The sequence below is a fragment of the Gluconobacter albidus genome (assembly GCF_002723915.1).
Taxonomy (GTDB): domain Bacteria; phylum Pseudomonadota; class Alphaproteobacteria; order Acetobacterales; family Acetobacteraceae; genus Gluconobacter; species Gluconobacter albidus.
Window position 1 is genome coordinate 552039 of sequence record NZ_BEWL01000001.1, and the last position, 11711, is coordinate 563749.

Consider the following 11711-nt stretch of genomic DNA (forward strand, 5'->3'; position numbering starts at 1 on the left):
ATCCCGTCCTTGCTTGTGAAGGCCGCTGATAGACCAGCACAGGGACGGAATGCAAAAAAAACGCCCCTCACCGAACGGGAGGGGCGTTTCTGAAAATTATTCCGAATCTTTTTCCAGATCCCGCCGGACTTCCGGAGACCGCATGATCTCGTCGAGTTCCATGGCGTTATCCAGAGCCGTATCGGGCTGGAAGTGAATCTCCGGAACCGTCCGGAGATTAAGGGACTTGGAAAGCCCCGTTCTCAGGAACGGTGCCACCCGCTTGAGGGCGGGCAGAAGAACCTCCACGTCGCTCCGTCCCAGACGCGTCACGAAAGCCGTGGCATGCCTGAAATCCGGCGAGATGCGGACTTCCGTTACCGTGATCCGCACATCCAGAAGTTCCGGGTCACGGAACTCCGTCCGGGCGAACAGCTCCGCCAGAACACGGCGGACCTCTTCAGCCACCCGGAGCTGGCGGGTGCTTGGCCCCTGGGCGGTGACGCCGGCAGGGCCCTTCAGGTCATGTCTCGAACGCGAACTCAAGCCGGGATCACTTCCATTTCATAGCACTCGACCATGTCGCCTTCGCGCAGATCGTTATAACCCGCAAACGACAGACCACACTCATAGCCGCGGGCCACTTCCTTGACGTCATCCTTGAAGCGCTTGAGCTGGCTCAGCTCGCCCTCATGAATGACCACGTTGTCACGCAGCAGACGCACGCCACAGCCGCGCTTGACGAGACCTTCGGTGACATAGCAACCCGCGACCTTGCCGGTCTTGGTGATGTTGAAGACCTGACGGATCTCGGCATAGCCCAGGAACTTCTCGCGATGCTTCGGCGCGACCTTGCCCTTGACCAGCTGCTCCACATCATCCGCCACCTGATAGATGATCGAATAATAGCGAATATCCACACCCTCGCGCTGGGCCAGTTCACGGGCCTGCGTGGTTGCACGGACATTGAACGCCACGATGATGGCATTCGAAGCCTTGGCAAGCTGGATGTCGCTTTCCGTGATCTGACCAACACTGGCGTTCAGAACGCGAACCGCAACTTCTTCATGGGCCAGCTTCTGCACGGTAGCGGAGATTGCTTCCGCCGAACCCTGAACGTCCGCCTTGATGAGAAGGGCAACTTCCTTCTGCACACCGGCCTGGATCCGGGCCAGCATCTGATCGAGGGTTCCGCGGGCCGCAACCTGCGAGGCCGCTTCCTTGTCCTTGATCTTCCGCTGCCGGAATTCGCTGATTTCACGGGCCCGTGCATCGTTTTCGACAACGACAAACGGCTCACCCGCACCCGGCACACCCGTCAGGCCGAGAACCTCGACCGGCATGGACGGACCGGCATCCTTGAGCTGGCGACCACGATCGTCGAGCACGGCGCGGACACGGCCCCATTCGGAACCGGCCACCAGGATATCGCCGCGACGCAGCGTTCCCTTCTGGACGAGAACAGCGGCAACAGGGCCACGCCCACGATCCAGACGGCTTTCGATCACCACACCTTCGGCAACACGGTCCGGATTGGCGCGCAGGTCCAGCATTTCGGACTGAAGCAGGATGCACTCTTCCAGCTTGTCCAGCCCGGTCCGCTTGAGGGCCGAAACCTCGACATCCTGGGTGTCGCCACCCATTTCCTCGACCACGATCTCGTGGCTCAGGAGTTCCTGGCGGACACGGTTCGGATTGGCACCCGGCTTGTCGATCTTGTTGATCGCCACGATGATCGGAGCATTGGCAGCCTTGGCATGCTTGATGGCTTCGATCGTCTGCGGCATCACACCGTCATCGGCTGCCACGACCAGCACCACGATATCGGTGACGGACGCACCGCGGGCACGCATGGAGGTGAAAGCCTCATGACCCGGCGTGTCGATGAAGGTGATCTTCTTCCCCGACGGTGCCGTGATCTGATACGCGCCGATATGCTGCGTAATGCCACCGGCTTCGCTTGCCGCCACATCCGTGGTGCGCAGGGCGTCGAGCAGGGAGGTCTTGCCGTGATCGACATGCCCCATAACCGTCACGACCGGAGCACGCGGCAGCAGTTCCTCGGCGCTGTCTTCAACGCCTTCAATGCCGATTTCAACGTCGCTCTCGGACACACGCTTGATGCGATGACCGAATTCCTCAACCACCAGCTCGGCGGTATCGCCGTCGATGCTCTGGGCGGCCGTTGCCATGACACCCATCTTCATGAGCGCCTTGATGACTTCACCCTGACGGGACGCCATACGGTTGGCCAGCTCGGCAACCGTGATGGTTTCCGGCACGATGACATCACGCACGACGCGCACCTGATCGGAACGCAGACGCTCCAGTTCGGCCTGACGACGCTCGCGGTCGCGCTGGCGGCGAACCGAGGCCAGCGAACGGGTCTTGTCGTCATCCCCTTCGATCGCAGCACGGACGTCGATACGTCCCGAGCGGCGGTCGCTGCCACCGGCTTTGCGGGACGGTGCCGACGGACGACGCGGCGGTGCCGGAGGCGCCCCCGGGCCACTGCGGCGCGGCGCGGGACGACGTTCCTCTTCACCAGCAGCCGCTGCACCCGAGCGCAGATGCAGGGTCTCGTTATTACGGGCAGGAGCGGCAGAAGGCGCCGGACGCGACGGCTGAACCGGACGCGGCGGCATGATGGCACGCTCGGCGAGCGGACGCAGACGCTGAACCGGGGCAGCAAGCTGCACACCACCGGTCGAATGCGTGCGCGGGTCCAGAGGAGCCGAACGCGCAGCTTCCTCGGCTTCACGGGCAGCAGCTTCAACAGCCGCCTGTTCCGCAGCACGTGCTGCGGCTTCGGCCGCAGCCTGTTCCCGTGCAGCCTGCTGCTCGCTTTCCTTCAACGCAGCGATTTCCGCTGCCTTCTGTTCGGCGATCAGACGCTCTTCCTCGGCGGCGCGACGCGCGGCCTCGGCAGCAGACATGATCTGAATCTTTTCTTCTTCGCGCCGCGCCGCTTCTTCAGCCGCAGCCTGACGCTGCCCTTCCAGAGCGCGCTGACGGGCTGCCAGCTCGGCTGCCGTCAGGGCACGACCACCCGGCCGGCCACCGCGTGCCGCCGCACCGGCGCCCGGGCCAGTGGCATTGCGTTTGGGTTTGCGCACTTCAACCTGCACGACCTTGGAACGGCCGTGACTGAAGCTCTGACGCACGGAGCCAGCATCCACAGTACGCCCGACCTCCGGCCGTCCAGCGGGGCGAAGCGACAGGCGGCTGCTTCTGGTCTGTTCGCCGCCCTGCGATGGGGTGTTGTTTCCGTCCTGGTTGCGCTCGTTGCCGTCGCTCATAGTTCCGCCTGTTCCTTACTGACCCCTGCGGGGTCTGGGAGCGGACGTCCTGCCACTCCCGAAAATCTCTCATGTTCGGCGATCAGGCGCTGTGCCAGCGCACCAGGCGCCATCACCGCATAGACCGCCCGGTCCCGGCTGAACGCCGATTCCAGGACCCGATCGGGAACTGTCACAACCGGCAGAGAACGCCGGCCCGACACCAGTCTGGAAAATTCGTCCGGACTTGCACTTTCCGAACGGATCACCACCCCTACCCTGCCGGAGGTAAGCCACTCCCGGCATTTCTGAAACCCGCAGACCGTCTGACCGGCTCTCCGGGCCAGACTGACTGCATCCAGCATCCGCTGCACCAGAGCCCCGCCGACAAGATCGGCAAGGTTTTCCGGTACGGTCACCTGGGCTTTTGCCGCTCTGGCGAAAGCCTGTCGTGTTCGGGCGCTATCTAACACATCCCGGCTGGCACTCAACCACATTCCCCGACCCGGAAGCTTTCCGGCGAGGTCGGGCACAACCCGGTTATCCGGGCTGACCACGAAACGGATCATGCCTTCAGGCGGCTTCTGCTCTCGCGTAACGATGCATCGCCGCTCCGAGCCGCGACGCCCTAGAGCACCACGAACGGGACCATTATCAGTATCAGAAAGATCAGACGTCGGTCGACTCCCCGTCATCGTTTTCCGTTTTTACCGAGTCGGCTTCTTCACCATCGAACCAGTGTGCACGGGCTGCCATGATGATCTCATTGGCGGCATCCTCGTCGATGGCCTCGTCACCGAGGATCTCCACCAGTTCGTCACCTGCGAGATCGGCCAGATCATCGAGCGTCTTCACGCCCTTCTCACCTAGCGTGACCAGCATCTGGTTCGTAAAGGTTCCTAGCTCGGCCACATCGTCCGTAACACCCAGCGCCTTGCGCTGGTCGTCCAGAGCCTGTTCCTTGCTGGCCAGATAATCGTTGGCGCGATGCATGAGCTCTTCAGCCACGCTCTCGTCAAAGCCTTCGATATCGTTCAGCTCGCCCGGCTCCGTGTAGGCCAGTTCCTCGATGGTGTGGAAGCCTTCCGTCACCAGCAGGCCCGCGATCACGTCATCGACGTCCAGCGCCTCGACAAACTGCGAAGAGCGTTTGCGGAACTCTTCCTGACGGCGCTCCGATTCCTCGGCTTCCGTCAGGATGTCGATGTCCCAGCGGGTCAGCTGGCTGGCGAGACGCACGTTCTGTCCACGGCGACCGATGGCAAGCGAAAGCTGCTCATCTGGAACCACGACTTCGACACGTCCTGCTTCTTCATCCATCACGACCTTGCTGACTTCAGCAGGAGCCAGAGCATTGACGACAAACGTCGCGGCCTGCGGGCTCCAGGGAATGATGTCGATCTTTTCGCCCTGCAGTTCGGCCACGACAGCCTGAACGCGGGAGCCACGCATACCAACGCACGCACCGACCGGATCAATCGCGGCATCGCGCGAAATCACGGCCATTTTGGCGCGCGATCCCGGATCACGGGACACAGCCTTGATTTCAATGATTCCGTCGTAGATTTCCGGAACTTCCTGCGCAAACAACTTGGCAAGGAAGGCCGGATGCGTGCGGGACAGAAAAATCTGCGGACCGCGCGGCTCATCACGCACATCATAGATATAGGCGCGGATACGATCGGAATTGCGGAAGGATTCGCGGGGGATCAGCTCGTCACGACGCAGCAGAGCTTCGGTATGACCGATCTCCACCATAAGGTTGCCGTACTCGGTCCGCTTGACGGTTCCGTTGACGATCTCGCCCACGCGGTCCTTGAACTCGTTGTACTGGCGCTTGCGCTCATATTCGCGCACGCGCTGCACGATGACCTGCTTGGCGGTCTGCGCGGCGATACGGCCGAAATCAATCGGAGGCAGCGGATCGACCAGATGCTCGCCAGCCTTGATTTCCGGCTGGAACTTCCGGGCGATATGCAGCGGGATCTGCGTGTCTTCGTTCTCGACCTGCTCGACCGCCTCGGTCCAGCGGCTCAGACGGACCTCACCGCTCTTGCGATCAATCGTCGCGCGGATGTCCTTTTCATGCCCGTACTTTGCGCGGCCAGCCTTCTGGATGGCCTGCTCCATCGCTTCGAGCACTTCCTCGCGGTCAATGTTCTTCTCGCGGGAGACTGCATCGGCAACCAGCAGCAGTTCGGGACGTGTAACAGACGTGTCCATCAGATCGGACCTCCAGCCAGCATGAGACGGGTCATCACTTCTTTCCCGGCTTTTTCGGATTCAGTTTGGGCGCCTGGCGCGCTTCGCCGCCATCTTCCCCTTCAGGATCGAGCCCTGCAAGAGCAGCGCTCGCCTCGATCAGCGCATCGGTCAGGACTAGACGGGCCTTGCGGATATCTACCAACGGCAGCACCGCCTCGGTTCCGTCATCCAGGCGGATGAGGGCATTTCCGTCCCGCGCGCCCATGACGGTCCCCGAAAAACGGCGACGGCCATTGAGCGGCACGTCCAGTTCCGCCTTCGCCAGATGGCCTGCGAATCGTTCCCAGTCCTTGGCGCGTGTCAGCGGGCGGTCGATCCCGGAGGACGACACTTCCAGCATCCATGCACCGGGGATAGGATCGTCAACGTCCAGAATGGCGCCCACGGCGTGACTGATCTGTTCGCAGTCTTCCACTGAAATCAGGGAACCGTTCGCACGGTCTGCCATGATCTGGATCGTCGGGGTATCGCGCCCCAGCACCGAAAGACGCACGAGTTCGTAGCCCAGATCGGCCAGGGTCGGCGCGATCCGTTCCGCGATACGGGCTTCCAGCCCCGTAAGGTGAGGCAGTTCGATGTCGGAAGAGGCGTGCTGCTGAGACAAGACAAAAAAGGCGGCCCGTCAGGGCCACCCCCCAAATGAGCGGAAGATGAATGGAATGTGCCTTATGTAAGTCACCTCCTCTCAAGACGCAAGAGGAACGCAAATCCCTTTATTCCTGAAGGCCTTGTCCATTGGACGAGTCGAAAGATTTGTTTACATTCCGATGCCCCGAAAGCCCTTGTCTTCGGACGCTGTCGGGAGTGAGATGGTTCTGAAATGACTGTCCAGCCCGAGCCCCGACCGGAACTGCGCCCCGAACCGCGCCCGCAACCTCTGCCCGCCGATCCCGCTTCCCGGAGCCGGGCTCTGTGGGGTGGAGGTGGCCTGATCGCGGCCCTGACCGTCGGTGCGGGTGCTTTTTTCTACACCCACAACACGGCCACCGCGCCTGCGATAGCGCCCCCATCCCAGAACGTTCCGGCCATTCCCGCTGCCCAGACCGCCGCGGTTCAGCTTTCGATGCTGCCACCCGCCAAGGCTCCGGCAGCCCTTGCCAGAAGCGGCTTCAGTCCGGCGGACCGCGCCCGCATTCTAGCCGCTGTGAAGGACGGCAAGATGCGCCTCGTGGAAATGCCTGTGCTGGATGCGTCGGGTGCCGTCGGCCAGAGCATTGACGTCACGGTCTCCGGCCTGACACAGCGTATTGTCCTGACGGGCAAGTTCCAGCATCTCGTCATCCCCATTGTCGAAGCCGGACAGATTCTCATTGCTCCTATCAGCATCCCGCATGCACCTGCCCTCATCGTCGGCGCCCTCACGGCCCTCGGCCCCGAAGCCCTGCCTGCCCTGACGACGCTCGACCAGCGCGTCCTGCTCAATGTGATCGTCCAGTAAGGAACCGCCCGGTGTTCAAGTCTCTCGTGCCCATGCTCAACCGGGCCATGCCGCTGATGATGGCCGCCTTTCTCATTCTGGCGGTCATTCAGGTCGCGGTCATGCTACACCTGTCACTGAACGGGCTGTGGGCCGCCATCGAATGGGGACGGCGTTTCTATCTTCCGCTGGCAGGCATCAGCGCCCTTCTGGCAGTCACGGGGCTGGCGTATGAAACGTCAGCCGAAAAACTGGCGCGTCGCGGACTGCGCCGCAGGAAAGGTCTCATCATGGATGTTCTCAGCCGTCTGACGAACCGCGGAGCCCTTGAAGAGCTCATGGCCCGCGAACAGCGCGAAACCGTTCTCGACGCCGACGAACTGGCCGCCTCCCTCCGCGCCCGCGTCATCGGACAGGATCAGGTCTGCGAGGATATCGCCCAGCAGATGCGCCGCCGCTTAGCCCTTCAGGTCCGCGGCAAGCCTGTGGGCATTTTCCTGCTCGCAGGCCCTCCAGGCACCGGCAAGACCTACCTCGCCAAACAGATGGCCAAGCAGATGGAACGCCCCCTGCTGCATTTCGACATGACGCAGATGTCCAGCGCCCATGCCGCAACACAGCTCTTCGGCTCGCCCAAAGGCTATGTCGGCTCCGACACGTTCGGCAAGCTCACAGGAGGCCTCAAGGATCATCCGGACGCCGTGGTCCTGCTCGACGAAATCGAAAAAGCCCATCCGGACGTCTTCAAGAAGTTCCTCACCGCCTGGAACGATGGCCACGTCACGGAAGCTTCCACCGGCGAGCAGGTCTCGACCACGCGCGCGATTTTCATGCTGACGTCCAACATCGCCACCGAAGCCCTGACCGAAATCGCCGATCGTCTCGCCAACGAACCCGAAAAGATGCGTGCCGAGTCGGTCGAAGCCCTGCGCAAATCCGGCTTTGCTCCGGAAGTCCTCAACCGTCTGGACCGGATTTTCATTTTCCGCGCCCTGCGTGGGCTGGACCTTGCCCGCGTCGCGGCACTCGAAATCGAAGCCATGATCGAAGGTTATGGCCTGCATGTCGAAACCGGCGGCATCGACGCCGGTGTCCTGTTCCAGGTCATGGTCAAGCAGAAGAACCTTGGCACCGGCGCCAGCGCGCGCGATCTCGTCCGCTCCATCGAGGACATGGTCAGCGAAAGCCTGATCGTTGCGCGTCAGCAGGGCGCCAAGCGCGTGCGCCTCGTCACGCAGGACGACGGCACCGTCATCACGGAAATCGCCAGCGATTCCGAAGCCCAGCTCGGTCGGGTGAGTCACTGATCCATGACGGCATTCGGACGGCTCTGGCGACGCGCGCCCCTGTGGCGCACGAGCGTGATTGTAACAGTCGGCGCGCTCGGCATGGCCGCCTTCTATCCCACCCCCGCGCTCAAGAAGGCCATGCCCTGGCTTCCGGGGCATCTGCCGGGCGCGGCACCACCGGGTAATGCCGGTTCCGGCGCTTCACAGCCGGACGCGCAGGGGGCACAGCCCAATGGTGCGCCCGGCCTCGGTGACCAGATCGGCGTTCCCGATCCTGGCATCACCGAACACGGCAGCCTGACCATTGCCGGACGCATCCTCCCGCTTCCGGCCGGAGACTGGCATCCGATCCTGACCGCCCGCAGCGGGGCGCATGGAGAACTCTCCCAGCAGGTTCTGGCCCGGACCGATCGCGGCGTCGTCTCCGGGGTCATCGTCGTGCGCGCCACGCAGCAGCCCGTCCCGGCCGATCTGGCCGAACAGCTCGAAACCCCCTGTCATGACGACCGCGATTACGCTGCGCATATTTCAGACAGGCCCGGCATCTCGCAGGAATGCAGCTATACCAGCAACGCCGTGCTGGAAAACCAGAGCGTCAGCACGGACCCGTTCATCACGGCAGCGTTTTCGCGAATGCGCACCCTGGGCTTTCCGATCCCGAGCCTGATGATCAATGTCGGCTGGTATTATGCCGCAGCGGCTGGCAAGGGCACCGCTCATATCGAAACGGTCGAGACGCTCGTCGCCCCCATCGAGCGCGGATCGCGCCAGCTTCTGGCGCCCCCGCAATACTGGAACAAGGCCTCGGTTCACAAAAACCCGGAGGCCTCCCAGTTCATTGACGCTCTGGACCGATGGATGATCGGGTGGTCGCGTGTCCTGCGTCAGGGCTTTGACGGAACGCTGAATACGGCGACTCTTGTTTCCCCGCTCATCAACGATCCATCCGCCCCTCAGCCGTCCTGAACAGGGACCGGGCACCCGGTTTTAGTGGTGCCCGGCTCCCGAGAAACCGCGTCCCAGCCGTCGCTCGGCCATGCGCGCCAGCCGCACGAACGGCAGTCCGAGCAGCAGATACGCCATGCCCACCATGATCCCCGTTCCGAAATAATCGTAATAGGTGGACGACAGCCGCACATAGGTCTGGCTCAGTTCCGTTAACGTAATAACGGAGACGAGCGAACTGTCCTTGAGCAGTGAAATGAAGTCGTTGGTCATGACCGGCACGACAGTGCGGAACGCCTGCGGCACGATCACGAGCCGCAGCGCCTGCCAGTGCGTCATGTTCAGCGCAATCGCCGCTTCCATCTGCCCGCGCGGGACGGACAGAAGCCCAGCGCGATAGTTTTCCGCTTCATAGGCTGCATAGTTCAGACCCAGCGAAATCACACCCGCCACGAAAGGCGACAGCCGGATCCCGAATGCCGGCAGCCCATAGAAAATGAACAGCACCTGAATCAGAAGCGGCGTCCCGCGGACGACTTCGACATAGATCCCCGCAACAAAACGCAGCGGAGCCGCGCCATAATGCCGCGCGAGCGCGAGCAGAAGGCCGAGCGCCACAGCCAGAACCATGGCCAGCGCCGAAACTGCCAGCGTCATCAGCGCCGCCTGCCCGATCAGCGGCAGGAAACTGACATAACGCCGCATCAGAACACGCCAGCCGCTGCCGGTCGTGTTTGCCATGGCCTCCTGATAACGGTTCCATTCCGTCGGCGCGATATCCGGCTGGCTGTTGTCCCCCGTGTAGTTCGCCATCAGCGGCGTCCACAGGTTCCAGCGCGCCAGAATGCGATGCAGCGTTCCATCCTTGATGATTTCGCCGAGCGCCGCATCCACCTGATCGCGCAACTCCCGGTTTTCGGGCGAGAACGCAATCCCGTATTCCATGCTCCCGATCGGGTCGCCAACGAGCTTCATATCCGGCGAGATGCTGCCATAATAAAGTGCGATCGGCGCATCGAGCAGGATCGCATCCAGCCGCCCGTTCCGCAGATCCGAGAACGCATTCGTCTCTTCTTCATAGGACCGCACGTTCGAGCCACCTTGCCGACGCAGCATCCGCTCCGCCGTCGTGTCCTTGATCGTCCCGACGGTATGGCCCTTGAGGGCTTCCATCGTGTCCAGTCCGGTCTGGTCATGCCGGACAATGATCCGCTCACTCGTCACATAATACGGACGCGAAAACAGGACGGCCGCTTTATGCTCCGGCGTCATCTCGATGCCGTCCAGCACCATCCCGTACAGCCCGCGTGACAGGCCGGGAATCAGACCGTCCCAGTCGTTCTGGATAAAGGTCGCCTTGCGATGCAGCCGCTCGGCAATCGCGTCCGCCAGTTCATATTCGAAGCCGGTCATCCGCGATTCATGGGCCGGATCATGAAAGACGTAAGGCACATTCGCCTCACCGTCCGACGCCCAGAGCAGTTCCTGAGGGGCAGCAGCCGGCGCATCGGCCAGCGCGACAGAAACGGGGCTGGCCGCAAGAGCCAGCACAAGCGCAAGAATTTTCTTCATCACAGAAGTGTCCGCAGGAACTGGCGTGTCCGTCCCTCCCTGGGGTTGGCGAACATCAGGTCCGGATCACCGCTCTCAACGATTTCCCCGCCTTCGACAAACAGAACACGGTCCGAAGCCGCACGCGCAAAACGCATGTCATGCGTCACCACAAGCTGTGTCATGCCATCATCATCCAGCGCCCGCATCACGGACAGGACTTCTTCGGAAAGCTCGGGGTCCAGCGCGGACGTCGGCTCGTCATACAGCATGACAGACGGCTTCATCGCGAGCGCCCGCGCAATGGCGGCGCGCTGTTTCTGCCCGCCCGAAAGACTGTCTGGATAGCGGTCCTTGGTCGCGGCAAGGCCGACCTTTTCCAGCAGCTCACAGGCAATGGACTGCGCCTCGTCACGGGACATCTTCTTGACCTGGATCGGCGCCATCATGACGTTATCGAGCACCGTACGATGGGGAAACAGATTGAAGGCCTGAAACACCATCCCGACATGCGCACGCAGTTTATGGGCCTCGGCCTCGTTGGCGCGGCTCCAGTGCTTGCCCGTACACGCAACCGTCACATCCTCGATCCGGACAGACCCCGCATCCGGATGCTCCAGAAAGTTGAGGCAACGCAGGAACGTGGATTTTCCACATCCCGAAGGCCCGATCATCGAGATCAGTTCGCCACGCTCCACATCGAGCGACAGGCCCTTCAGAACCTCGTTCCCACCAAAAGATTTGGCGATACCACTCGCCTGCAGCACCAGATCAGCCAGTTCCGGAAACCCTTGAAAAAAGACGCACGATCACACGACCGTGCAGACCTCATAACGGACCTGAGCACGGGTATCGAGACCTTAATGCAGCTCATGTCACGATTCATACGATCATCATATTTCTTTCACCCCTCCCGGCCACCTGCGCCACGCCAGCCCTTGCGAAGGACGCCCGCAGGGTCTCTAAAACAGAAAGACACACACCGGG

The 11711-nt window shown here is 62.1% G+C and carries 9 protein-coding genes and 2 pseudogenes; 3 read left to right on the forward strand and 8 right to left on the reverse strand.

What is annotated here, in order from left to right; translation table 11 throughout:
• Positions 1-96: 96 nt before the first annotated feature.
• The 6 genes and pseudogenes from rbfA to rimP form a co-directional block, all read right to left on the reverse strand.
• The gene (gene rbfA / locus GAL01_RS02610) at positions 97-525 is read right to left on the reverse strand and encodes a 30S ribosome-binding factor RbfA (RefSeq protein ID WP_174694425.1); all 429 of its coding nucleotides are present in this window, start codon (positions 523-525) and stop codon (positions 97-99) included.
• Positions 522-2684: pseudogene (gene infB, locus GAL01_RS02615) on the reverse strand (translation initiation factor IF-2); the annotation flags it as partial. The pseudogene infB and the gene rbfA, both read right to left, overlap by 4 nt.
• 173 nt (positions 2685-2857) lie before the next feature.
• Positions 2858-3278 (reverse strand): annotated as a pseudogene (locus GAL01_RS16200) (translation initiation factor IF-2 associated domain-containing protein); the annotation flags it as partial.
• Positions 3275-3952, reverse strand: a complete 678-nt coding sequence (locus GAL01_RS02620) for an RNA-binding protein (RefSeq protein WP_082790728.1) — start codon at positions 3950-3952, stop codon at positions 3275-3277. The gene GAL01_RS02620 and the pseudogene GAL01_RS16200, both read right to left, overlap by 4 nt.
• Complete coding sequence (gene nusA, locus GAL01_RS02625; RefSeq protein WP_062030354.1) at positions 3927-5480, reverse strand: transcription termination factor NusA; 1554 nt, start codon at positions 5478-5480, stop codon at positions 3927-3929. The genes GAL01_RS02620 and nusA overlap by 26 nt, the downstream gene beginning before the upstream one ends.
• Positions 5481-5514: 34 nt before the next feature.
• Positions 5515-6126: a ribosome maturation factor RimP gene (rimP, locus tag GAL01_RS02630; RefSeq protein ID WP_062030356.1), complete on the reverse strand. Its 612-nt coding sequence runs from the start codon at positions 6124-6126 to the stop codon at positions 5515-5517.
• Positions 6127-6342: 216 nt separating this feature from the next.
• On the opposite strand from rimP, the gene GAL01_RS02635 reads away from it, so the two are divergent.
• From GAL01_RS02635 to GAL01_RS02645, 3 genes are read left to right on the forward strand one after another with little or no spacing between them, the layout of a single operon-like run.
• Positions 6343-6960: a hypothetical protein gene (locus tag GAL01_RS02635; protein ID WP_062030358.1), complete on the forward strand. Its 618-nt coding sequence runs from the start codon at positions 6343-6345 to the stop codon at positions 6958-6960.
• 32 nt (positions 6961-6992) lie between these two features.
• Complete coding sequence (locus GAL01_RS02640) at positions 6993-8246, forward strand: AAA family ATPase (protein ID WP_062030466.1); 1254 nt, start codon at positions 6993-6995, stop codon at positions 8244-8246.
• Between the two features lie 3 nt (positions 8247-8249).
• On the forward strand, positions 8250-9194 hold the full coding sequence (locus tag GAL01_RS02645; RefSeq protein ID WP_062030360.1) for a hypothetical protein: 945 nt from the start codon (positions 8250-8252) through the stop codon (positions 9192-9194).
• Between the two features lie 21 nt (positions 9195-9215).
• Here the strand turns inward: GAL01_RS02645 and GAL01_RS02650 are convergent, their stop codons facing one another.
• Both GAL01_RS02650 and GAL01_RS02655 read right to left on the reverse strand, forming a co-directional pair.
• Entirely contained in the window at positions 9216-10745 is a 1530-nt protein-coding gene (locus GAL01_RS02650) for an ABC transporter substrate-binding protein/permease (protein WP_062030362.1), read from the reverse strand.
• Positions 10745-11491, reverse strand: a complete 747-nt coding sequence (locus GAL01_RS02655; protein WP_062030364.1) for an amino acid ABC transporter ATP-binding protein — start codon at positions 11489-11491, stop codon at positions 10745-10747. The genes GAL01_RS02650 and GAL01_RS02655 overlap by 1 nt, the downstream gene beginning before the upstream one ends.
• Between the last annotated feature and the right edge of the window lie 220 nt (positions 11492-11711).